At 47.0% G+C, this 21,715-nt stretch carries 25 protein-coding genes and 1 pseudogene; 11 read left to right on the top strand and 15 right to left on the bottom strand.

Annotated elements, in window-relative coordinates; all coding sequences use genetic code 11:
* Positions 1-92: 92 nt before the first annotated feature.
* The 6 genes from BMW79_RS23235 to BMW79_RS23260 form a co-directional block, all read right to left on the bottom strand.
* Positions 93-536 (bottom strand): YybH family protein, encoded by a 444-nt coding sequence (locus BMW79_RS23235; RefSeq protein ID WP_089898568.1) that lies wholly within the window; start codon positions 534-536, stop codon positions 93-95.
* Positions 537-756: 220 nt separating this feature from the next.
* The gene (locus BMW79_RS23240; RefSeq protein WP_089898570.1) at positions 757-1,809 is read right to left on the bottom strand and encodes a DUF2167 domain-containing protein; all 1,053 of its coding nucleotides are present in this window, start codon (positions 1,807-1,809) and stop codon (positions 757-759) included.
* A 92-nt stretch (positions 1,810-1,901) separates the two neighbouring features.
* A complete protein-coding gene (locus BMW79_RS23245) occupies positions 1,902-2,399 on the bottom strand; it encodes a tetratricopeptide repeat protein (protein WP_177192299.1) in 498 nt (165 codons plus the stop codon).
* Between the two features lie 228 nt (positions 2,400-2,627).
* The gene (locus BMW79_RS23250; protein ID WP_089898575.1) at positions 2,628-3,386 is read right to left on the bottom strand and encodes a MerR family transcriptional regulator; all 759 of its coding nucleotides are present in this window, start codon (positions 3,384-3,386) and stop codon (positions 2,628-2,630) included.
* 146 nt (positions 3,387-3,532) lie between these two features.
* Positions 3,533-4,507, bottom strand: a complete 975-nt coding sequence (locus BMW79_RS23255; RefSeq protein ID WP_089904130.1) for a Gfo/Idh/MocA family protein — start codon at positions 4,505-4,507, stop codon at positions 3,533-3,535.
* 57 nt (positions 4,508-4,564) lie between these two features.
* A complete protein-coding gene (locus tag BMW79_RS23260; RefSeq protein WP_089904133.1) occupies positions 4,565-6,052 on the bottom strand; it encodes an alpha-L-fucosidase in 1,488 nt (495 codons plus the stop codon).
* Positions 6,053-6,245: 193 nt separating this feature from the next.
* Here BMW79_RS23260 and BMW79_RS23265 point away from each other — a divergent pair, with 193 nt between their 5' ends.
* Positions 6,246-6,638 (top strand): iron chaperone, encoded by a 393-nt coding sequence (locus BMW79_RS23265; RefSeq protein ID WP_089898577.1) that lies wholly within the window; start codon positions 6,246-6,248, stop codon positions 6,636-6,638.
* Between the two features lie 4 nt (positions 6,639-6,642).
* Here BMW79_RS23265 and BMW79_RS23270 read toward each other — a convergent pair whose 3' ends face one another.
* From BMW79_RS23270 to BMW79_RS23275, 3 genes and pseudogenes are all read right to left on the bottom strand, one after another.
* Positions 6,643-7,224 (bottom strand): DJ-1/PfpI family protein, encoded by a 582-nt coding sequence (locus BMW79_RS23270; protein ID WP_177192300.1) that lies wholly within the window; start codon positions 7,222-7,224, stop codon positions 6,643-6,645.
* A gap of 39 nt (positions 7,225-7,263) precedes the next feature.
* Positions 7,264-7,413 (bottom strand): annotated as a pseudogene (locus BMW79_RS34415) (heavy metal-binding domain-containing protein); the annotation flags it as partial.
* 80 nt (positions 7,414-7,493) lie between these two features.
* Positions 7,494-8,414 carry a GlxA family transcriptional regulator gene (locus tag BMW79_RS23275; protein WP_089898581.1) on the bottom strand — a complete coding sequence of 307 codons (921 nt, stop codon included), beginning with the start codon at positions 8,412-8,414 and terminating at the stop codon, positions 7,494-7,496.
* 20 nt (positions 8,415-8,434) lie between these two features.
* On the opposite strand from BMW79_RS23275, the gene BMW79_RS23280 reads away from it, so the two are divergent.
* A complete protein-coding gene (locus tag BMW79_RS23280) occupies positions 8,435-9,088 on the top strand; it encodes a DNA-3-methyladenine glycosylase (RefSeq protein ID WP_245752641.1) in 654 nt (217 codons plus the stop codon).
* A 3-nt stretch (positions 9,089-9,091) separates the two neighbouring features.
* Here the strand turns inward: BMW79_RS23280 and BMW79_RS23285 are convergent, their stop codons facing one another.
* Together BMW79_RS23285 and BMW79_RS23290 are read right to left on the bottom strand one after the other, a co-directional pair.
* Positions 9,092-9,685, bottom strand: a complete 594-nt coding sequence (locus BMW79_RS23285) for a hypothetical protein (protein WP_089898582.1) — start codon at positions 9,683-9,685, stop codon at positions 9,092-9,094.
* Between the two features lie 123 nt (positions 9,686-9,808).
* Complete coding sequence (locus tag BMW79_RS23290; RefSeq protein ID WP_089898584.1) at positions 9,809-10,249, bottom strand: DUF2059 domain-containing protein; 441 nt, start codon at positions 10,247-10,249, stop codon at positions 9,809-9,811.
* Positions 10,250-10,282: 33 nt separating this feature from the next.
* On the opposite strand from BMW79_RS23290, the gene BMW79_RS23295 reads away from it, so the two are divergent.
* From BMW79_RS23295 to BMW79_RS23315, 4 genes are all read left to right on the top strand, one after another.
* The gene (locus BMW79_RS23295; RefSeq protein ID WP_218150421.1) at positions 10,283-11,065 is read left to right on the top strand and encodes an AAA family ATPase; all 783 of its coding nucleotides are present in this window, start codon (positions 10,283-10,285) and stop codon (positions 11,063-11,065) included.
* A gap of 272 nt (positions 11,066-11,337) precedes the next feature.
* A complete protein-coding gene (locus tag BMW79_RS23305; RefSeq protein ID WP_089898588.1) occupies positions 11,338-13,335 on the top strand; it encodes a TonB-dependent receptor in 1,998 nt (665 codons plus the stop codon).
* A 41-nt stretch (positions 13,336-13,376) separates the two neighbouring features.
* Positions 13,377-14,411: an AAA family ATPase gene (locus BMW79_RS23310; RefSeq protein WP_089904141.1), complete on the top strand. Its 1,035-nt coding sequence runs from the start codon at positions 13,377-13,379 to the stop codon at positions 14,409-14,411.
* On the top strand, positions 14,408-14,878 hold the full coding sequence (locus BMW79_RS23315; protein ID WP_089898590.1) for a hypothetical protein: 471 nt from the start codon (positions 14,408-14,410) through the stop codon (positions 14,876-14,878). The genes BMW79_RS23310 and BMW79_RS23315 overlap by 4 nt, the downstream gene beginning before the upstream one ends.
* A gap of 74 nt (positions 14,879-14,952) precedes the next feature.
* Here BMW79_RS23315 and BMW79_RS23320 read toward each other — a convergent pair whose 3' ends face one another.
* From BMW79_RS23320 to BMW79_RS23330, 3 genes are all read right to left on the bottom strand, one after another.
* Complete coding sequence (locus tag BMW79_RS23320) at positions 14,953-15,312, bottom strand: DUF4180 domain-containing protein (RefSeq protein WP_089898592.1); 360 nt, start codon at positions 15,310-15,312, stop codon at positions 14,953-14,955.
* Positions 15,313-15,332: 20 nt separating this feature from the next.
* Positions 15,333-15,710, bottom strand: a complete 378-nt coding sequence (locus BMW79_RS23325; RefSeq protein ID WP_089898594.1) for a DoxX family protein — start codon at positions 15,708-15,710, stop codon at positions 15,333-15,335.
* Between the two features lie 124 nt (positions 15,711-15,834).
* Positions 15,835-16,176, bottom strand: coding sequence for a winged helix-turn-helix transcriptional regulator (locus BMW79_RS23330; protein WP_089898596.1), 342 nt, complete (start codon positions 16,174-16,176; stop codon positions 15,835-15,837).
* A 92-nt stretch (positions 16,177-16,268) separates the two neighbouring features.
* Here BMW79_RS23330 and BMW79_RS23335 point away from each other — a divergent pair, with 92 nt between their 5' ends.
* Positions 16,269-17,138, top strand: a complete 870-nt coding sequence (locus BMW79_RS23335; RefSeq protein ID WP_089898598.1) for an MBL fold metallo-hydrolase — start codon at positions 16,269-16,271, stop codon at positions 17,136-17,138.
* Positions 17,139-17,176: 38 nt separating this feature from the next.
* Here BMW79_RS23335 and BMW79_RS23340 read toward each other — a convergent pair whose 3' ends face one another.
* Positions 17,177-17,659 carry a DinB family protein gene (locus tag BMW79_RS23340; RefSeq protein WP_089898601.1) on the bottom strand — a complete coding sequence of 161 codons (483 nt, stop codon included), beginning with the start codon at positions 17,657-17,659 and terminating at the stop codon, positions 17,177-17,179.
* 175 nt (positions 17,660-17,834) lie between these two features.
* Here BMW79_RS23340 and BMW79_RS23345 point away from each other — a divergent pair, with 175 nt between their 5' ends.
* From BMW79_RS23345 to BMW79_RS23360, 4 genes are all read left to right on the top strand, one after another.
* Complete coding sequence (locus BMW79_RS23345) at positions 17,835-18,542, top strand: DUF3592 domain-containing protein (protein WP_089898603.1); 708 nt, start codon at positions 17,835-17,837, stop codon at positions 18,540-18,542.
* A gap of 146 nt (positions 18,543-18,688) precedes the next feature.
* On the top strand, positions 18,689-19,936 hold the full coding sequence (locus BMW79_RS23350; protein ID WP_089898606.1) for an amidohydrolase family protein: 1,248 nt from the start codon (positions 18,689-18,691) through the stop codon (positions 19,934-19,936).
* Positions 19,937-20,051: 115 nt separating this feature from the next.
* Positions 20,052-20,447 carry a hypothetical protein gene (locus BMW79_RS23355; protein ID WP_089898608.1) on the top strand — a complete coding sequence of 132 codons (396 nt, stop codon included), beginning with the start codon at positions 20,052-20,054 and terminating at the stop codon, positions 20,445-20,447.
* Positions 20,448-20,619: 172 nt separating this feature from the next.
* A complete protein-coding gene (locus tag BMW79_RS23360; RefSeq protein WP_089898611.1) occupies positions 20,620-21,702 on the top strand; it encodes an efflux RND transporter periplasmic adaptor subunit in 1,083 nt (360 codons plus the stop codon).
* The last annotated feature ends 13 nt before the right edge of the window (positions 21,703-21,715 follow it).

Here is a 21,715-nt window from a genome sequence, read left to right on the forward strand (position 1 = left end):
TTTTTATTTTTTAACGATAAAGCAAATTTATTATTTCCGGCGAATACCTACAGGGGCTGATTCCGACATTTTAAGGGGTAAATTGTACTGCACTATTTTGTGATTCCGGTGATCCATCTTGCCAGCCGGCTCATTTTCTTTATGCGGCAATTGTGAAAAGCAGACATCTGCCACTGCCCTTCCTGGTTTTTCATCCATACGGTGGTATTGACCGACTGCCGGCTATCCGGTACTTTCTTCTGCCAGCGAAAACGAAGGGCGCCTTTCGCCACCACCAGGGCCACATGGTCGCTCAGAAAACGCACCTGCTCAATTTCACCCTGCAGCCGGGCGCCTCTGAACATGAAGTTACGCATCATCTGCTCATGCAACCGGATATACTCCTCACGTCCTTTCAAATGCATCCCGTTAAACGTAATATAGTCGCAGTCTTCCGTCAGGTAAACGGAAGCGCCACGGAAATCCAGCGTCCGAAATGAGTGATAAATGGCATTATTGGCCTGTTTGATAGCGTCAATTTCCTGTACCTGATCCATATGATAGTATTTTTAGGATTTGATACGAAAATAGGCGGCGCGTTGATAGTGGAACAGGGCTAATGGGTTAATGACAACATCATACCGGTAAAAACAAGTTTTTTGCCGGTAAAGGCGAAGGGGTACCATACGGATCCGCTATGATCATCTCCCGGAAACAGAAAAAAATACGGGCATCCCATACACCGAGATACCCGTACCTGCAAACTTTAATAATTTTTTATACTGCTTTATCTTCCGGATGCTGCCCTCCTTCCGGGGATGCCGGCAGATCTGTCTGTTCATTTACGGTACCTGCCGCCACCTCTTCTTCCGCATGCCCTTCTTCGCTGGTGGTGTTGAAAGTTTCCACATATTTCTGCTCTTTTTTGCGGCTGAACATACGTTTAAAAAATCCGATCAGCGCCATAAAGCCCAGTGCAATGAACTTCCAGCCAGCTGCCAGGTATTTCAGGATAATAGCAAAGAACCCTACTTTCGCCAATACTTTTCCAGCTACCAGTCCACCGATAGACCATGCCGCCACATTATCAACTTTAGGATCAAAATCAAAGTAGGTATTTCCATCCGTAAAAGTAGCCATGTGCAGTACTTTACTGATATCAGCTTTTACCATTGGTAATTCGCTCATTTTACAAACGGCATTCAGCGACAGCACACCATGCCGACCCAGGATACGGATCTCATAGTTCAGCGTATGAGCGCCTTCCTGGTCATCGAAACGGATTTCCTTTGCCCAGTGTAACACTTTATTCTGCTTGTCGTAAAAAGGCTGCTGTGCCCATCCAATCAGGTGAATACCGGAATAACCCTGTTTAGCGCGTTCCTCATTGGATGCCTGTTCTCCTTCCTGGAGATTCTTCATCATTTCTTTATAGTCAATCTTTTCCGCATCGTCATCTTTTACATAACCGATGTCTTCATACTCCACCACAAACGCATAACTGCTATCTGCAAAAGGATCTGAGTTTTCTGGAAAAATCATCCCCAGTGTATTGCTGGAACTTTCCGGCGGATTGCCCCAGAGAGTAGTCAGCACATACTGGCTCTGCTTCTTGTTCAGAAATTTAAATCCGGCAGGCACTTTTATTTCAGCTTTACCACCTTCCAGTTTGATACTACCGGTTTCATAGTGTTGGGCTTTTTTAACGGAATCCACAAAGTTGTTCATCTCTCTTTGAAAAATCTCCGTAGAATCTTCTGTGGTGGTAATGGGGGCGGCAGACAAATGCGAGGTCACAAACAGGCATGCTGCCAGAAACAAGTACTTCATTATAGGTTAATTTGTGTTTACGGCGCTAATTTGCGATAAAAAAATCAGATCATAAAATAGCAGAGAAACATTACAACTAAAGTAGGGGGCAGCTAGATAAGTTTTCGCAATTCTTTCCCGGCACCTTTATGCCCCGCATCCGCCGCCTTCTCAAAATAATACCTGGCCCAACGGGCGGATAAACCCACACCTTCACCAAACTTATAACAAAGCGCAAGGTTGTACATTGCCCTGGCATCCTGCTTTGCAGCCGCCAGCCTATACCAAATCACCGCCTGTTGCTGATCCTGCGCCACTCCATAGCCATAAAAATAACTGTATCCCAATTCCCGTTTCGCCTCGATATCCCCCTGTTTTGCCGAAAGCCGGAACCATTTAACAGCCCGTTCATGATCCTGGTTTACATACTCTCCTTTCCTGAAAAAAAGTGCTACGTTATACTGAGCATCCATATGCCCCTGCATGGCTGCTTTCAGGTACCAGTAAAAAGCGGCTTCAACATTTTTGGCTACTCCCTTGCCAAAATCATAACAGGTACCTGTATAAAACTGGGCTCTTCTATGACCAGCGGAAGCAGCTGTCTCCCACAATGAAAATATCTTTTTCCAATTCCGCCTTTTAGTGGAACCGGAAAAAGCATATTGATATGCTAAAAGAAATAGCGCCTGTTGCTTCCTTTTACTGAGTGGCATCCTTTAAATTTATTCTTTTTGAATAACAGGGCCAATAAACACTGAAAAATAAAATGACGAAGCGCCTCACTGACTGATAAGGACACTTCGTCATTTTTTCAAAGAGCAATATCTGTATTTCAGTTTTTACCGCAGATTTCTCTGTACATAGACGCGGATTGCCTGTTGCATGAATAAACCAAATGCCGGATTGGCTAAGCCATTTACTTTCGTATATCGTTCATCGTTAGCCAACAAATCACCTAGTCCTTCATAAGTTGCTGCCTGGTTACCTGTTTTGCCCCAGAATTGCAGGATATAACCGTAATGCAGGGCTATCTCCTGCTGTACCTGTTCACTGGCAGGGTCCAGGTGCGATGCGGCTGCCAGTCGCTCCCAATTAGATTTAAACCCCTCCTGCAATTGCTGATAGCTGTCTGTATCCATCTGCAATAGCTGCTTTTCTGTATGTGCTACCTGCTCCGGCCATTTTGACTGCGCCTCCCGGCGCCAGGCTTCCGCCTGTTCTTTGGGTAAGCCTGCATATAAATCTTCTACATTCATGTTTACTTTGTTTTTCAGGTGAAAAAGTGTTTTTTCTACTGTAGCCACCAGCGTTTCTATACGCTCTCTCTTTAGCAGGAGCATCCGCCGGTGCCCTTCCAACGCATGAAGCAGATCAAAGTCAGGATCATCCAGGATACTGCAGATATCCTTTAGTTCCACTTCCAGCTCCCGGTAAAAAAGAATCTGCTGCAACCGGAGCAATTCGCTTTCGCCATACAGCCGATACCCCGCAGCGGTACGGACGGATGGAGTCAGCAAACCAATCTGATCGTAGTAATGGAGCGTGCGCACACTCACACCAGCCAACTTTGCCAGCTTATTTACCGGATACTGCTTCATAAGAAGATGGGTTTGATTAAAACAAAGGTAGGGTATGACGTAGCGTAAGAGTCAAGCTTTGAACGGACTTTTTTTTCAAAAAAAACAGCTGGCGGAAAATCCACCAGCTGTTATTATCTTTCTTCAGAAAGTATTTCCGGGTTATTTTATTTTTTTGTGAAGCAATCCATTAACCTCATCGATAGTAAAGCCTGCTCAGCAGAACAAGGGTTTTCTCCCCTCCCGGTGAAATACTTGGTCACTTCGTCTATCATCGGTTGTTGTACATGTGGCAAAGGGTCAAAAGTAAATTCCACCGCGATGCCATCCTGATGAAGGGTCATACTGTTACCAAATACGGGAAACGTAATTTTACCGGTGGAACCGGTTATTTCACACAGGTCCAGCCTGTCTCCTGCTGCTACGGTAAAACACCAGGTACCATTAAAAACAATCCCGTTTTCAAACAGGATATGTCCGGTTACCAGGTCATCTGCAGGATAAACTTTTGCCTGGTTTACAGCGATGCCTGCGGCATGTTGCGCTGGTCCGAAAAAATAAATCATCAGGTCCAGCTGATGCGGAGCCAGATCATGAAACAGGCCTCCGCCGGATATGGCGGGATCTACCCGCCAGTTGGTAGCGGATGCGGCTATCAGATTAGAAGCAGGTGGTTGCAGCATTTGCAGCGATACAAAGCGTACATCGCCGATTGCCTTATCTGCCAGCAGTTCCTTTATTTTTAAAAACATGGGCTGCGCCCTGCGGTAGTGCGCCACACTGAGCTTTACCCCATACTTTTCTGCCGCCTCGTTCATACGCACAGCGGATGCCGCATCCAGCGTCATGGGCTTTTCTACATATACCGGTTTTCCGGCGGCCAAAGCCTGAATAGTATACGCCTCATGCTGCAAAGGTGGCGTAGCAATATATATGGCATTAACATCGGGATCATTGATCAGCTGATCAGCGTTATCGTACCATTTGGGCACACCATGCCGGCGAGCATAGTCGGCCGCCTTAGCGCCATCCCTGCGCATAACTGCTACCAGCGATGAATGCGGCACCTTATTAAAAGCCGGTCCGCTTTTCACTTCCGTTACATCTCCACAACCGATAATTCCCCATTTGATATTTTCCATAGCGCATAAAAGTAAGAAAAACGAGGCGATATCAAAATAAGATATCACCCCGTTTAGTTATTTCATATCTATTACGGATATTTCATAAAGAGAAGGCGGCGCAGTAGCTTTCGTCACCCTGAAACGCAGCCTGGAAGCCTGATAACGACGGGGCAAGCGGATCACTTTACAATCGCCCATCGGGGCATCACCTAAATAAATGGTGTCCCAATGTCCGTTTTGCTGTATGTCAACAGCATACGCCTGTATGCGCGGTAACCTTGCCTGTGAAAACCCATCTGCCAGGTCTTTGGTATCCTTGTATTCAAAGATGCTGATCTTATTGAACGCATCTGCCGGATTAAGGGTTATTTCCAGGCTGGCCAGCGTATCTGAGGAAGCCCATCGACTGTCGAGATTACCATCGTTCACCGCATTTGCTGCATATATGTTTTCCTTATCGTGCCAGACGCTCGAAGCGGATGCGGTTTTTTGCAGCGAGATAAAGCGGCCGTTCTTTGGCAATGGCTTTTTAAGCGACAACCCCAGCCGCTGCCCAAGCTCAATCGCCGCTAACGCCTGGTACTCCCGGATCCTGCCTGTCTGATCCGGTGGTACATTCATCACAAGACAGTTATTATTGTCCGTACACCAGTAAAACAATTCTTCCAGTTCATCCAGGTCACGCACCGGCAGTTGCGTAGATTTTTCAAACCAGTTCCAACGATTGCTGATACACAATGTGTGTTCGAATGGGAGATAATAGGATTGGCCATTATGAAGATACTGCTTCTTATCAAATCGCGTGATGAGCTTCGGGTCCCAGAGACGGAAGTCGGAAGGAAAATACTGGAAGTAATATTTATTATCTTCCGTCATCTTTGAAGGCAGCGTGAAATTGCGTTGTCCTTCTTCGTTCACGATGGTATGATTTACGCTCACCGCGCAATTGGGATTAAATTTTTTCACCAGCTGATATACCTGCTCAATGCCCCATTCTTCAGGCTTGCGATCCCAGCCGCCATCCAGCCACAGTTCGCAGATATTGCCATAATTGGTAAACAATTCGGTCAGCTGATGCAGCATATAGTTTACGTACAATTGTTTATCCGGTGATTTGTAGGAGGGTTCGTGCCGGTCCCACAGCGAATAATAAATGGCAAACTGCAATCCGTACTTTTTACAGGCATCGGAAACGGCCCTGACCACATCCGTTTTTACCGGGGAAGAAGCCACATCATAAGTGGTGTATTTGCTGTCCCATAAACAGAATCCGTCGTGATGTTTGGTAATAAGCAGTACATAGCGAAAACCGGCATCCCTGGCGGTTCGCACCCATTGATCCGGATCCAGTTGTGTGGGATTATATTTTTCTGCAGGAATGGTACCGTCGGACCATTCCACGTCCGCGAAAGTGTTGATGCCAAAGTGGATAAACATGCCGTAGCCGCGATTGATCATCGCCTGTTGCGCCGGACTGGGTTTACCGGAAGGTAGCTGCGCCTGTGCTATGCTGCTATAGCCTGTCAGTGCCAGCGCGCAGCTCAATAAGATTGTTTTTATCATATACCTGGATACCTGTTCTGTTGATGCGGTTAAAGTTAACCGATCACTCCACGGCTTCATGTATCAAAAGTGACTATTACTGGATGTATTTTAGCATAAACAATGGTTTGTCGTATCTATACCTTGATTATGTCGCTTCCGCACCGCTTCAAACCGGAACAGGTGTAGTAAGTTTGTATCACAAAGCGCTGTTATGAAAAGTATCCTTCCTAAAAACATTGATGAATATATAGCCGGTTTTCCGGAAAACGTGCAGGAAAGACTGACGCTGATGCGCAGCACGCTGAAGAAAGCCATCCCGGGCGCGGAAGAAGCCATCAAATACGCGATGCCTACTATGATGGTCAATGGCCGTAACCTGGTTCATTTTGCCGCCTTCAAAAACCATATCGGCTTCTATGCCCTGCCGGTTACCCATGAAGCTTTTGCAAAGGAACTATCAAAATATACAACCGGTAAAGGCTCTGTTCAATTTCCACTGGATCAGCAGCTGCCCGTAAGTCTTATTACCAAAATGACTAAATTCCGGTTAAAGAACGCGATGGAAAAAGCAGCACTGTTACCACGCAAAACTACCCGTAAATAAAGGATCAGTGAACAATCACCATCCCCTGTTCCGGTACATATTTATCGTACTCCATATGCTGGGCCACCATGGCTGCTGCTGCCGGGCCTTTTAATTTGGAAACCAGGTGCAGTGCGCCGTCTATACCGGCAGAAATACCAGCGGTGGTGATCACACGGCCATTATCGACATACCGTACCTTTTCCAGTACTTTCGCACTGGGCACCGCCTTTTGCAGATTGGCTATACTTTTATGAAAGGTAGTTACCGTGAGATGGTCCAGCAGCCCGGCCTTACCCAGTATAAATGCGCCGGTACATACTGAAAAGTAGCTGCTGGTGGCTTTATCGCGCGATTGAATCCAGCGGATCACTTCGGGATCATTGGCTGCTACCTCATCATCACCACCGAACACGGCAAAGATATCTGCCGGCGGCGCATCGGCAATACTGTAGTCGGGTATCACTTTCAGGATCCCCTGGGATAACAGCGGCGCTTTCTTTTTTGAAACGGTAAACACCTTGAAACCGGCATAGGAAAATACTTCCATCGGTCCTGCGAAATCGAGAATTTCTACTCCATCGTAGAGATAAAAACAAATCGTCATAGTGCGTGTATTTAGGGTGGCATCTTCTTTTTTAATCAGCGTCATGCCACAATGAGGACAGGTACCCGGTTGATGAAACGAGATCGTATCACAGGCGCCGCAAGGCGGACAAACGTACACGGGGGGATTATTTTGCGCCCATATAGTAAAGGGCAGGCATAGGAAAAACAGTAGCAGCCATTGTTTCATGCAGGTATCATTTATACCCCAAAGCTACTACACGGGAAGAACACAAATAAGGACAAGTATACCGTTAATCCGGACAACTACTACAGCATGGTTTCTTTTTTCAGCAGGTGACGGAGCTGGTCCGGATCTTTAAAGCCGCATTCTTTGGCCACCCAGGCCAGTTTATGATCTGCTTTCAGTAAATGTTGTGCTTTTTCCAGCCGCAGCTGGCGGATATACTCGCCAATAGTACTGCCTGTAGCGGATTTAAATAACCGGGTCAGGTTACGTGGACTAATAAAAACCAGGGCAGCGAGTTCTTCTATCGGTAATTTTTCATGGAGATGTTGTACAATATAATCCTGCACCTCATGTACCTGGTGGTGGATATGCTGCCGGTATTGCAGGTACACGCTGTGCTGGGCATCCATGCCATCCCGCCGGATATAGACCACCATGTCTTTCGCGACGGTGCAGGCAAAAGCAGCACCATGTTGTTCTTCCACCAGGAACAATGCCAGGTCGATGCCGGTGGTAATGCCTGCACTGGTATAGATCTTACCGCTTTTTACAAACAGTTTGTTTTCCTGGACCCGTAGCCGTGGGTACTGCTGTTGTAACGTAGCGGTCCAGGCCCAGTGCGTTGTGCAATCTTGTTCATCGAGCAAACCAGCCGCCGCAAGTGCAAATGCAGCGGTGCACACCGAACAGATGGTAGCGCCGGTAGCGGCAGCGGCCTGCAGCCAGGGCATCCAGCGATGATCGTCGTCCCGGTTCCAGCTGCGCAGGTCCATACCAGCCACCAGGAGTATATCCGTAGCCGTTACCGTTACTGCCTCCGGTGGATCTACTTTGGAGAAACCCAATCCGGCAGAAGAAACGGGCTGCGGATAAGGTGATACATACCTGAGTTCATAAGGCTTCCCGCAGCAACCGGATTCATAAAAAACGGTGACTGCTCCCGCCAGATCCAGCAGGTGCACGCCCTCAAACAGAAAAAAAATAACGCGATTGGAAACCATGTGACGAATTTACTGTATTATTGAGAAAATGCCGCCGGACAACACTGGCAGGCATCTTCAGCAAGTATCCGATGAAGAAGTTACCACTTAAATTTTATCAGCAAAAAGAAGTGACGGTTGTCGCCCGGCAGCTGCTGGGCAAAAAACTCGTAACACAACTCAATGGTGTGCGTACCGCCGGCATCATTGTGGAAACGGAAGCATACGCAGGTGCTGTCGACCGGGCATCACACGCCTGGAATAACCGCCGCACCCAACGCACGGAAGTGATGTTCGGTCCTGGTGGCACTGCTTACGTGTATCTCTGCTATGGTATTCACTATCTTTTCAATGTGGTGACTAACGTGGCAGACACTCCGCACGCCGTATTAATCCGGGCGCTGGAACCGGTAGAAGGCATTGCTGACATGCAGCTGCGTTATCATCCCAAAACCTCCGCATTGCTTACTGCCGGCCCGGGCAGCCTGAGTAAGGCCATGGGTATCAATGCCAGTCTGAACAGCGAAAATCTGAGAGGAGAAATCATCTGGATAGAACCGGGAATTACTGTTACTGATGAACAGATTGTTGCGTCTACAAGGGTGGGCGTGGATTACGCCGGAGCAGACGCGTTACTCCCCTATCGCTTTCATATCAGGAATAACAAATGGGTTAGTAAGGGCAAAGGATTATAACACCTATTTCTTCCGCTTTCGATCTATCTTCCCCTGTAAGGTGGTAGCGAGGTTTACGCATTCTTCCAGCCGCGAGTAGTTCGTACTCCCATCCAGTGCGAGTTCTTTTTTATTCACATCCATGCCACCCAGAAACGCTTCCAGGTTCGACAAATACCGGTTGGGCTGGTCATACAGCACATTATAAATCTCTTCATTCAGCTTGTCACCTTCCGCCTGTAGTGCAGGTCCTACCAGGTCGGCCACACCACGGAGCCTTTCCATCACTGTACTCATTTTTCCTTTCAGCATTTCAAGATTATCCGGGTCTTTCTTTCCGGGTGCAATGTTATTACGGAAAAGGCTATCAGACAATTTCTTCCTTGCTTTCATATACACCGTGAGATCCTGCCTGAGGAATTCCAGCTGCTGGCTGAGGTCAGCGGCTTTCTCAGCGGAATAATATTTATCTGCATCATTGTTCAGGTGCTTCATCCAGGTAAGCATACTTGTGCTGACATCCGTGACCGATGCATTACCGGATTGCGCGGATGCGCCCAAAGAAAGCAGCAACAAAAAAAAGAGTACCGATCTGCGAAAAATATTTCTTACAACCATGTGCTGTTCAGTATTAGAGGTTCACGATCAACGACTACCAAAATACGAAGAAAATACCGGACAAAAAGAAGCCTTCTGATCTTTTGACCGGAAGGCTTCCTGAGCGGATACCGATTTGCTGATTTACTCCCTGGTATATCCTTTTTCTTTTAGCTCCTGGATAATATTTTCGGCTAACTTTTTCCCCCAGGATCTGCCTGCTTCCATAGATTCCGTCATCAGCTGAGGTGTTACCTGGATTACTTTCTGACCGATAGGCGTTTTATAGAATTTCAGCAGTTCCACAATTTCTTCTTCCGTGTAATATTTCGCGTAAATCGGTATACTCAGGTTGATGATCTCCTCCGGCTTTACCTGTGCTTTTGCCTTTTCCCAGAATTCAGCGGGCACCTCGGGAAACTGCGTCTGGAAGGAAGACATCAGCTGATGCGAGATCTGTGCACCAAGTTTACCTGAGCCGGTTACTTCCATTAATTCTTTAATTTTCTGGTCTTTGGATGCTGACTGAGAGAATACATTATTCATCAGGCATAGGAACGTTACTACAGCTAACAACTTTTTCATACTTCGTTTATTTGTGGTCGCAATATTACTATAATGCTGGCAGGAATTATTATTTTCACCAAAAGAATCGCCATGATAGCCAAAAGAGGAATATTGGAATTGATCTACAATCGGGATAAAGTCACCTCCTTTAATGAGTATCCATTTAATATTCCTGCACTCAGAAATCTTTCTACGCTAAAATTCCATCCGAAAGTAACCTATCTCTCCGGAGAAAACGGCATGGGCAAATCCACACTGATAGAGGCTATCGCGGTGGCTTGCGGTTTTAACCCGGAAGGAGGCACTGTCAATTTTCAGTTCTCTACCCGTTCTTCCCATTCTCCACTACATCAGTATATCCGGATTGCGCGCGCTCCCATAAGGCCAAAAGATGGTTTCTTTCTGAGAAGTGAAAGCTTTTTCAACGTGGCCAGCAATATCGAGGAATTGGATAAGGAACCATTCGGTCCGCCGGTGATCAGTCATTACGGAGGTGTTTCCCTGCATGAACAATCACATGGAGAATCCTTCTGGTCATTGTTTACCCATCGCTTTTCCGGCAATGGCCTGTATATCCTCGATGAACCGGAAGCGGCCCTTTCGCCTTCCCGGCAAATGGCGATGCTGGCAAGAATGCATGATCTCATCCAGCAGAATTCACAGTTTATCATTGCCACCCACTCACCTATTGTAATGGCTTACCCGGATGCAGATATTTATGAACTCACGGAAGATGGGCTACAAAAAAGAAAATACACGGAAACAGAGAACTATAAAGTGTCGCACCAGTTTATAAATAACTATCAGCGTATGTTGAAGATCCTGATGGAATAATCAGCCTTAACGGGTTACAGCATACCGGCCTTCGAGACCTAGGTACTGAAACTGCTGCAGGAGCAATACTATCAATACGATAAAAAGCAACACCGCAAACAGTTTGACAAAGATGTTTTTGTAACTGCTGGTAAAAGCAGTACCTATAATAATCAGCAGACAAAAGAAAACTAATGCGGATTCCAATATAAGCCCTATATTTGTGTAATAAATACACTAATATATAAATCCGGTATTGCAGGGCATTACCGGAGAAATTCACAGCGACTGATATGAAAGAATTGCTTTTAGCCACCTCCATGTTGTTAAGTTTGTTTGCCCATGCACAGGATACTTTAACATCACCCAAAGACAGCACCCGGCACCTGGGTGAAATAATCGTTAACTACCAGGCCAACACATCTACCCCTGTCACCTGGCAGAACATCCAGATGAAAGTATTACGCGAGAAGAATACCGGTCAGGAACCCTCTTTTCTGCTCGCTGAAACACCCTCCATTACCGCTTACTCGGATGCCGGCAATCAACAGGGATATTCGTACTACCGTTTACGTGGTATGGACCAAACCCGCATCAATACCACGCTGGATGGCATGCCGCTGAATGAACCGGAAGACCAGGGCGCCTACTTTTCCAATTACCCTGACATCCTGAATTCCATCAGCCGGATTCAGCTGCAAAGAGGCGCAGGTACTTCCAAAAATGGCGCCGCAAGCTATGCCGGCAGCGTACAACTCTTTTCACCAGACCTCAGCGATTCCTCCGCTACTACCATCGGGGCCGGATATGGCTCCTATAACAGCTTCCGCGTATTCGGAGAATATAAAAGCGGAATCAAAAACCATAAAGCACTTTATGTGAGAGCCTCTCAGGTGTACACCGACGGCTATAAATACCATGCCTTCAATAACTCCCAATCCATCTTTATCAGCGGCGGACTTTTCTATGATAAAAGCAGCTGGAAAGTAAACGTAATGGCCGGCCATCAGCAAAACGGCATGGCATGGCTGCCCGTAGCCGATTCCCTCATTGAAAAAGACCGGAGAACAAATGCGGATACCAAAGCAGAAAAAGACCAGTTCTTCCAGGGCCTCGTGCAGTTACAAAACAACTGGCACCCCGGCGCTCATGCCACCGTCAGCTCCAGCATCTATTACACCTACCTGAAAGGCGGCTACGATTTTGATGTCAATAATTTTATGGGAACACCCTCAGACGGCAGCTTATTTAACTACGGCTTCCGCTCCCATTTCACCGGTTTTTTCAGCAACTACACCCTCGCCTACCAACGGTTTAAATGGACCACCGGCGTGCATGGCAATGTATATACCCGCCAACACCGGGGCACCGACAGTCAGGCCGGCGAATTGTACCGGAACAATGGCTATAAAAATGAAGTCAGCGCATTCAGTAAAATAGAATACTACCTGCATCAATTTACTTTCTATGCAGATCTCCAGTACCGCTTTTCCTCCTTTAACTATAAAGGCGCCGTACCTTTTGAACGGATGCAATGGCACTTCGTTAATCCAAAAGCCGGCATCAGCTTCGCCCTGGATCAGCAAACAAGTATCTATTACAGTATCGGGAAAACCAGTCGTGAACCCACACGCAACGACATCTTCGGCGGCAACGACGATCTGCTGCCCGGCGCTCCCGGCAAACCCCTGATCTTTAACAGCGATCCGGAATCGGTTACTGATCATGAACTGGGCATCAGAACCCGGTACCGGTCATTACAACTCGCACTGAATGGCTACTATATGAATTTCAAAAATGAAATCGTACTAAACGGGCAACTGGGGCCGAACGGATTATTGCTCACCAATAAAGTAAACCGCAGCTTCCGCACCGGTGTTGAATTATCCGCCACCTGGCAGCTGCATCCGGCGTTCTGCCTCACCAACAATTCTTCCTTCAACTACAGTCGTATCAGGGAACAAACCACCAGCTTCCAGCCGGTGCTCACTCCCACCCTGATCATTAACCAGGAAGCAGCCTACCAGTACAAACATTTCCTGCTGGCCGTATCCGGCCGATACCAGTCGCAATCCTATATCGATTTTGCCAACGAAGCTACCATCAAAGGATATGTATTGCTGAACAGCAGAATACAGTATACCCTTGACCGTTATACCCTGTCTTTCTTTGTAAATAATATTTCCAATGCCAGGTATTACAACAACGGATCCGTAGATCAGGATGGCACCCGGAAATATTTCGTACAGGCGCCTCGTAACGTTTACGTAGCTTTTAAATACAGTTTCTGATACATTCCTTAATATTGCGTGCTATAACCGGAGATACCAGTATGACAAAAGCATTTGTGTTTGGAAAGTTTATGCCCTTTCATAAAGGACATGAGGCGATGATTAATTTTGCATTGGCTTCCTGCGATTTTTTATCGGTCCTGATCTGCTGCAGCAACCAGGAGCGGGTACCTCCCCCGGTGAGAAAAGCCTGGCTGGAAGAAACATTCCGGCATATCCCGCAAATAGAGATCCTCACCTACACGTACGACGAAAGCATATTACCCAATACGTCCGAATCTTCTTCCGGCGTATCTGCCATATGGGCAACGGAGTTCAAACAACTGTTCCCGGATTACCAGATCGTAGTGACTTCTGAACCCTATGGCGACCTGGTTGCAGGATTCATGAACATCCGCCACCTTCCCTTCAACAAAGAAAAGAACCTGTACCCGGTATCCGCCACAAAAATCAGGACAGATCTCTTTGACTACTGGCAATGGTTACCCGATGCGGTAAAAAAATCGCTCGCCATCAAAGTAGTCATACTGGGCACTGAATCTACCGGCAAAACAACGCTCACCGGCTTGCTGGCAAACTACTTCCATTGTAGCGCGGTACCGGAAGCCGGAAGGGATCTGATTGCAGACTCCAACGACTTCGGCATCACCGACCTTTATGCGATCGCCACTGAACATGCCGCCCGCATCAACCGGATAGCCACACTCGATAGTCCCCTGCTGATCATCGATACCGATATTCATATTACCTTATCCTACGGCGAATATGCTTTTGGAGAGACGCTAAACATAGACCCAGCCGTATATGCAAGCAATGAGGCGGATCTATATCTTTACCTGAATAATGATGTGCCGTACGTTCAGGATGGTACACGGCTGAGTGAAGAAGAGCGTAACCTGCTGGACAACGCTCATCGCCGCATCCTCGATAAATACGGCATTCATTGTGAAGAAATTACGGGCAACTGGACCACCCGGTTTGAACAGGCGGTAACACTGGTAAAACAACTGTTGCTGACAAAACAAAAAAACTGGTACACAAAAACACATCTGCCATCTTTAAACGAAAACCTATGAAATACCTGTCTTCTGCCCTGCTGGCAACGCTGCTTTGCTTTGCCACCCATGCTGCTAACGCGCAAACTGCCTGGAAAACATTCAAGCATAAAAACGGTTTCTCCCTGCAATTACCCGGTTATTTTAAAGAAGGCTTACTCGTGGCAGCTGAAACCCTGCAATGGTATACAACAGACCTTGACCGCGAAATATCCGTGACCGTAGAAATGTGGGGACATCGCACCCAGGCGGATTTTCAATCGGACTACAACAGGAACTTAAAATCTGAAAAAGATATTGTTTACAGCGTTATTAAACCAAACTGGTACGTGATCAGCGGTCACGAAAAAGATGGTATTGACTACATCTTTTATCAGAAAAGCATCCTTAAAAATGATACCCAGTATCATTTACGGATCAGGTATCCCGAAAATGAAAAAGCCCGGATGGATACGATCCTCGGCAAAATCAGCGCTTCTTTCAGATAAATACGGACTACCTTAAAATAACAACGCCGCTCACATCAGAAGATGTAAGCGGCGTTGCCTTTATTTATAAAAAATTATTTCGACCATCTCTCCACGGCCTGCTCCACAGACTCCAGGAAGTTAACCTGCCGGCCTTTATTGCTTTCAAAAATGAAATCACGGATACTCTTCCCGGGATATTTCGTAAAGCTGCCTACAATGGTCAACTGCGCCTTGTAGTTGGAGAATTTCTGCAGTACCTCTCCTGCTATACCTGTTTTCAGGTCGAAGAATCCGGGAATAATATTTTCTTCCCGGATAATTATTTTGCTGAAATCCTGGTAATAGAGATCCACTATTAGTTGAAGCGCTTCTTCCGGGCTGTTGATCAATATTTCATCTGAAACAATTTCTGCTATCCTGATGTCTCCGATCTCATGTACTTTTATCTTCATTGCTTAATTTGTTGATGGTGTTAACTGACCATTGGCAGATATTTATGACGGTTTTCGATAATCACCCAGATCTCAATGACCAGCAAAATGAGGGCCATAGGCAATCCTGAGGGCGCTACCGTAAGATGTGTTAAAACAATCCCGATCATCACCGGAAAAATAATAACAGCTCCCAGTGCACGGGTTTTAGGAATGATAAAAAGGATGCCGCCTACAATTTCGGCCACCGCAATCAACGGCATCAGCCAGGTGATGGTCATAAAGGCGCCCATTACTTTCATCAGACTTTCCGGTAAATCTTTTGGCACCGGCATGTAATTAAAGATCTTGTTCAATCCTGCATTAATGAACATCAACCCGAACAGCAGACAGATGACAAATAGAATCTTGTTTTTCATAGTTTGCAATTTTTGGCAAAAGATTTTGGTTAGGGTCGTTAGTGACCTTTACTAAAGATAAACATCCTTTTGTAATACACAACTATCCGGTTGCTCAAATATGCAATTCCTTTTCCGTAAGATTTTATTGATCCATCTGTTGCCGGCCCCATATCTTCATCGCATCAATAATAGGCAGCAAGGTTTTACCATGCGTAGTAATCCGGTATTCCACCCGTGGTGGCACTTCCGCAAAAACGATGCGCTCAATAACGCCATCCGTTTCCAGTTCCCGCAACTGGTTGGTAAGCGTCTGCTTGCTGATTTCGGGTATGGCCTTCCTCATCGTGCTATACCGGTCTGTTTGCTGACGGATCAGGTGTATGATCACCGGTTTCCACTTACCACCAATAATGTTGATGCAATAAGTAACGGCGCAATTAGTGGGATTAAAATCCTTTGTTTTCCTGGTACCTGTTTTTCCCATTGGTCTAAAATTATGGACTAAGCCTGTTCTTCCGGACTTTCGCACAATTTTAGGCATTTTGGTGATTTTTGCCAACAGCTAAAAAAAGGAAGATGATTAACAGCACAGCCAATACCGTTACACCGGGCTTTTTTAAATACCGCCTCGGTACACTTGATATGATATTAATTACGGATGGAGCCGTTCCCTATGACACCCGTTGTTTTGCACCGGGTATCCCGGCAAATACGCTGGCACAACTCCGCGAAAAAAGCACACCGTTCCTCCTGCCGCATAATATCCTGGTACTGCTTTTCGATGAACGCATTGTGATGATAGATGCCGGCAATGGTAGCAAGGCCGGACCGCATGCAGGTCAGTTGCCCGCTAACCTCCGCGCTGCAGGCATCGCGCCGGAAGACGTTACGGACATTGTACTCTCCCATGCTCATCCGGATCATATCAATGGATTAACAGAAGACAACCAGCAATTGGTGTTTCCCAATGCAAAAATTCATCTCTCTGAAAAAGAATTTGAATACTGGCAAAACGAAGCCGACTTCTCAAAAAGTAAACATCCGGCGGCTGAACTGGCAATCCTGCAAAAAGAAATTCAGTTCTTCTTTGCATCCGTGGCGGCAAAGCTGCAACTCTTTGATGAAACAGCCCCGCTATTTGATTGCTTACAGCCTATTGCGGCGCCTGGTCACACGCCCGGTCACTGCCTGTTCAGTATACACTCGGGTAACGAAAAACTGGTACACCTGGCAGATATATTTCACGATGAAATCGTATTATTTGCCCGGCCGGAATGGGGAACTGTCTTCGATATTGATTTTGAGCTAGCTGCCTGCACACGCCGTAAGATCCTGGAAGATTATGCTGCTTCCGGGCAACGCGTACTGGGTTATCATCTCCCATTGCCCGGCTTAGGGTACATCGTGAAAGAACACGACCTGTTCAGATGGGTACCCGGGCACTAACACCCGGGGCCTGTACCCTTTGGCAGTAAATTGTATGGCTAAGCTTCTCCGCCACTCCTGTGCAGGAGTATTTTCTTTATCAGGGAGATCTGGCCAAGATGATAATGGGTATGCTCCGTAACGCCGAGTAAATTCCTGGCATAACTGCCATACTTAGGGTCGGTAAAATCCTGATCCAGCTGTACTTCTTCCAGTTGCTCAATCTGTATAGCCAGCTGTTCCGCTTCGGACAGCGCTTTCGCGACCAATGCCTGCCACTCCTCTTCGGAGGTAATGGGAGACAGATCGAAGCTGAATTTGTCGCTCGCATTTAATGGTTCTCCCTGTAAGACCTTTGATATCACACTCACATAATAGTTGATATGAAATACCAGCACCGCAATGGTGTTCAGGTCGTAAACCTTCGTGGTAGCCTGTTGCCAGTCTATGTCCGCCAGCGTATCTTTCAGGTTCACGCTGGTCCAGTTACCCCCGAAATGTACATCCCGGAAATGCTTTGAAATCTGTTTGGTTGAATTCATCGTAAAGAATTGTCTTTGGGCTTCCCACAAAATAAAAAAATCCTGCTATTTCACCTGTGCCCGGCTATTAAACTTACTCAAAATCCCTTGATCACACTACCTTTCCCGGCTGATTCAAAATTTTCAAGATCCCGGATTTTATTATCTTGCGTACTTACTCAACCGCTTAACCCCGATGAAACGCAGTTCCGTCTCTCTAGTTTTTAATATCTTCCTGGCCGTAGGTGTCCTGATGCTCGTCATTGCCGCAGTCATCTCTTACAGTATTCAAAAATTTGACGCCGGCGCGGTAAAAACTACCGGTCATGTGGTGGATCTTATCCAGAGAGGTAGTTCCGGCAGCCGGGGCGGAAGTACCTATTCTCCGGTCGTCATCTATACCGACAATAAAGGACAGGAACATCGTTATACCCCTTCCTTCTCCTCCAATCCTCCGGGATACAAAGTCGGGGAATTCGTGGGGATCTATTACGACCCGAAGAATCCGGACGAGGCAAAAATGGTGGGCTGGAGTGAATATATTGGCGCTATGATAGCCGGTGGACTGGGATTTGTATTCGGCGCCATCGGTTTGGGTTATCATCTCGTAAGAAGGAGAAATAGCAGGCGTCATGCACAACTCCTGCAATCCGGACAGCTGATACAGGCCGATTTTCTTTCCGTTGAAGTCAACCGCTTCGTGCATGTCAACCACCGTCATCCTTTTTATATCCGCTGCGAAGGGAAAAACCCGCTTACCGGTCGGAAAAGCAGTTTCAAAAGCGGCTTTATCTGGTCGGATCCCACACCGTATATGGCGCTTCATAAAAAGCTGGACGTATATGTGGACCAGCAAAACGACCGCAGGTATTATGTAGATATCTCCTTCCTGGAGAAGAATTAAGTTTGGTAACAGGAAAACGGGGTTTCAGTAACGGAATGTGCCTGCTGATCACATCCCGCCACCGGAAACAAAGGCAGGATGTATCTTGGATAAAAATATCGCTCCGGAGGTAATCTCCCGGATTTATCAGCTCATAATATTGCCACATGAAAACGCTTTTGCTTGCTTTACTGACCCTTTTCTCCGGGTTGTCATATGCACAAACACCCGCCAACACCGGACTGGCGCTGACAGGCGCCCGCATCTACACCGCACCCGGCGTTGCCCCCATTGATAATGGCATAGTCATTACGCAGGGCGGTAAAATTATCGCCGTAGGTGAGCCGAAGCGGGTAAAGGTGCCTCCACACATGAAAGTGCTCGATTGCACAGGCCTTGTGCTGATGGCGGGCTTCTGGAACAACCATGTTCATTTTATGGAACCCAAATGGAACCACGCCGAAAGTATTCCGGTGGCACAGCTCAACGACCAGCTCGATAGCATGATCAACAGCCATGGATTTACACATGTATTCGATCTGGCTTCTTTAAACTACCCCAACCTGCTGGCGCTTCGCGACCGGATCAATTCCGGCGAAGTAAACGGCCCGGCCATGCTCACGGTAGGCATGCCATTCGTTCCGCCTGATGCCAGCCCGTTTTATGTACGCCCGTTGAAACTGCCGGAAATAGGTACTCCCGAAGAAGCCGTGGCTTATGTTACCAAACAACTCCAGGCCGGCGCCGACGGTGTCAAGCTATGGTCTGCCTCCCCGGATGGACAAAAAGTAGTGCCCATGCCGCTCGAAGTAATCAAAGCCGCCAGCGCCACCGCCCATAAATTTCATAAACCCGTTTTTGCCCACCCTACTGCCGACACCGGCCTCACCATGGCCATCGAAGGCGGTGTAGACATCCTCGCGCATGTGTCGCCGGATGGTTACCGCAGCTGGACCAACGACGAGGTAGCCCTTTTAAAGCAACATCACGTAGCGCTCATTCCCACCCTGAAATTGTACAAATGGGAACTGGAGCGGAAAAATATTGTAGCAGCAGATAATCCCCTGATGACGACGGCCCTGCAACAACTGGGCGCCTACTCAAAAGCGGGCGGCGAAATTCTCTTTGGCACAGATGTGGGCTATGTATCAGAGTACTCCACCACGGAAGAGTTTATACTGATGACGCAGGCCGGACTGAACTTCGACCAGATCCTCACCACCCTCACCACCGCACCGGCAAAACGGTTTGGAATGGCTTCGCACAGCGGTCGCATTGCTAAAGGCATGGATGCGGATATCGTCTTACTAAAAGCAGATCCGCATACCGACAGCCGCCATTTTGCAGATATCGCCTATACTATCCGCAACGGGAAAATTATCTACCAATCGGCTCCCGCCACCAGTAAACATTAAGATATTGTCATATGTACAAGAAAATCGGTGGTAACTAAAAAATAACGTTTCTTTTACGCAAAGCAGTGGATGTTTCTTTTTTTGGTATCAAAGTTTTATTACTTTTGGCACCCGAATGAGAGTAGCTATATTTTTTGCATGCTTATGTTTCCTGCTGCTAAGAGGAGATAGCTATGCTTTTACAGGTACTCCTCATCACAATACCTATCACACTTCCCCAAAATTTACGGAGAACGAACAACATGTAACATCCGGTGACAACACTTCCGACGACGCCTCCTTCAGCGCAAGCGATGGAGATGACGACGACGAAACTCTCATCAGCGATGATGTGGTAGAAGAAGACAACAGCAGTTTTCTTGTCCGGAAATACAAACTGGTAGCCCGGTTTCACTGGGCCCTCTCCCATCTATTTATTGCAGACTACCTCAGCAGATGCTTCAAAGCCCCTCCTCCATTTTCAGGGCTTCCCGCTTATATTTATATCACCCAGGGCGTTTTAAGGATCTGATAGATCCACTGCCTCAGTAGCCCAAAGTGTAACCATACTTAACCGGTGACAGTGTATCTATGCTACCTGTACCGGATATACGTTCAGATTTCCTGACCGCTGCTACTGTTTTGCGTCCAGAGGCATCTCTGCCTTTACAACCATGCCATCGCTTTAATATCCATTTAATATCATGAATAGAATTGTCATGTTTACGGGCCTGTTTGCCGTGCTGTACTCAACAAGCTGTAAACCTAAAAAAGAAGAAAAGGAAGAAGCTGGTAAATTTACTGTTACCACCCCCCTGCAAATCGACACCGCTTTTACCAAGGAATATGTTTCACAGATAAAATCTGTCCGGAACATTGAAATCCGGGTACAGGAAAGAGGGTATCTGCAAAACATCTATGTAGACGAGGGCCAGTTCGTAAAAGCCGGTCAGCTGCTGTTCAAGATCATGCCGAAATTATATGAGGCAGAACTTCAGAAAGCAGAAGCGGAAACCAAAGCCGCCGAAATAGAACTGCAGAACACCAAAACCCTGGTCGATAAAAACATCGTATCCAAAAATGAACAGGCAGTAGCACAAGCCAAGCTGGATCAGGCGAAAGCCGAAATGGCACTGGCAAAACTGCACCTGTCATTTACAGAAATCCGGGCGCCGTTCGACGGCACCATCGACCGGATTCCTTTTAAACTGGGAAGCGTAATCGATGAAGGCGGCCTGTTGACCACCCTCTCCGACAACAGCCAGATGTTTGCCTACTTCAATGTATCCGAACCGGAATACCTGGATTATGCGACCAACGCCAAAGGCCGTGGCAACAGCAAAGTAAGCCTGCTGCTGGCCAATAACCTCCCGCTGCCCTACAAAGGCGATGTGGAAACCATCGAAAGTGAGTTTAACAACGAAACCGGCAATATCGCCTTCCGGGCAAGATTCCCGAACCCCGATAAACTGCTGAAGAATGGAGAAACTGGTAAAATCCAGATGACTATTCCGCTCACAAAAGCATTGGTGATCCCACAAAAGGCGACTTACGAAATCCAGGATAAACTCTATGTTTTTGTGATCGACCACAACAACGTGGTAAGATCCCGGAACATTGCCATCCGTGGGCAGATGCCGGATCTGTATGTTATCGAAAATGGTCTTTCCGCCACCGACAAAATTCTGCTCGAAGGCGTTCAGAAAGCCAAAGATGACGACAAAATCAATTATGAATACCGGAAACCAGAGGAAGTTATTTCCCAGCTGCGATTAAAAGCGGAGTAATCGTTCAATCCTA

Source organism: Chitinophaga arvensicola (assembly GCF_900110835.1).
Lineage (GTDB): Bacteria > Bacteroidota > Bacteroidia > Chitinophagales > Chitinophagaceae > Chitinophaga > Chitinophaga arvensicola.

Excerpts from the sequence above, each read along its gene's own strand:
- BMW79_RS23235 (WP_089898568.1), bottom strand. The coding sequence starts at position 536 with ATGGATCAGGTACAGGAAATTGACGCTATCAAACAGGCCAATAATGCC.
- BMW79_RS23240 (WP_089898570.1), bottom strand. The coding sequence starts at position 1,809 with ATGAAGTACTTGTTTCTGGCAGCATGCCTGTTTGTGACCTCGCATTTG.
- BMW79_RS23250 (WP_089898575.1), bottom strand. The coding sequence starts at position 3,386 with ATGAAGCAGTATCCGGTAAATAAGCTGGCAAAGTTGGCTGGTGTGAGT.
- BMW79_RS23255 (WP_089904130.1), bottom strand. The coding sequence starts at position 4,507 with ATGGAAAATATCAAATGGGGAATTATCGGTTGTGGAGATGTAACGGAA.
- BMW79_RS23260 (WP_089904133.1), bottom strand. The coding sequence starts at position 6,052 with ATGATAAAAACAATCTTATTGAGCTGCGCGCTGGCACTGACAGGCTAT.
- BMW79_RS23265 (WP_089898577.1), top strand. The coding sequence starts at position 6,246 with ATGAAAAGTATCCTTCCTAAAAACATTGATGAATATATAGCCGGTTTT.
- BMW79_RS23270 (WP_177192300.1), bottom strand. The coding sequence starts at position 7,224 with ATGACGATTTGTTTTTATCTCTACGATGGAGTAGAAATTCTCGATTTC.
- BMW79_RS23275 (WP_089898581.1), bottom strand. The coding sequence starts at position 8,414 with ATGGTTTCCAATCGCGTTATTTTTTTTCTGTTTGAGGGCGTGCACCTG.
- BMW79_RS23285 (WP_089898582.1), bottom strand. The coding sequence starts at position 9,685 with ATGGTTGTAAGAAATATTTTTCGCAGATCGGTACTCTTTTTTTTGTTG.
- BMW79_RS23290 (WP_089898584.1), bottom strand. The coding sequence starts at position 10,249 with ATGAAAAAGTTGTTAGCTGTAGTAACGTTCCTATGCCTGATGAATAAT.
- BMW79_RS23295 (WP_218150421.1), top strand. The coding sequence starts at position 10,283 with ATGCTGGCAGGAATTATTATTTTCACCAAAAGAATCGCCATGATAGCC.
- BMW79_RS23305 (WP_089898588.1), top strand. The coding sequence starts at position 11,338 with ATGAAAGAATTGCTTTTAGCCACCTCCATGTTGTTAAGTTTGTTTGCC.
- BMW79_RS23310 (WP_089904141.1), top strand. The coding sequence starts at position 13,377 with ATGACAAAAGCATTTGTGTTTGGAAAGTTTATGCCCTTTCATAAAGGA.
- BMW79_RS23315 (WP_089898590.1), top strand. The coding sequence starts at position 14,408 with ATGAAATACCTGTCTTCTGCCCTGCTGGCAACGCTGCTTTGCTTTGCC.
- BMW79_RS23320 (WP_089898592.1), bottom strand. The coding sequence starts at position 15,312 with ATGAAGATAAAAGTACATGAGATCGGAGACATCAGGATAGCAGAAATT.
- BMW79_RS23325 (WP_089898594.1), bottom strand. The coding sequence starts at position 15,710 with ATGAAAAACAAGATTCTATTTGTCATCTGTCTGCTGTTCGGGTTGATG.
- BMW79_RS23330 (WP_089898596.1), bottom strand. The coding sequence starts at position 16,176 with ATGGGAAAAACAGGTACCAGGAAAACAAAGGATTTTAATCCCACTAAT.
- BMW79_RS23335 (WP_089898598.1), top strand. The coding sequence starts at position 16,269 with ATGATTAACAGCACAGCCAATACCGTTACACCGGGCTTTTTTAAATAC.
- BMW79_RS23340 (WP_089898601.1), bottom strand. The coding sequence starts at position 17,659 with ATGAATTCAACCAAACAGATTTCAAAGCATTTCCGGGATGTACATTTC.
- BMW79_RS23345 (WP_089898603.1), top strand. The coding sequence starts at position 17,835 with ATGAAACGCAGTTCCGTCTCTCTAGTTTTTAATATCTTCCTGGCCGTA.
- BMW79_RS23350 (WP_089898606.1), top strand. The coding sequence starts at position 18,689 with ATGAAAACGCTTTTGCTTGCTTTACTGACCCTTTTCTCCGGGTTGTCA.
- BMW79_RS23355 (WP_089898608.1), top strand. The coding sequence starts at position 20,052 with ATGAGAGTAGCTATATTTTTTGCATGCTTATGTTTCCTGCTGCTAAGA.
- BMW79_RS23360 (WP_089898611.1), top strand. The coding sequence starts at position 20,620 with ATGAATAGAATTGTCATGTTTACGGGCCTGTTTGCCGTGCTGTACTCA.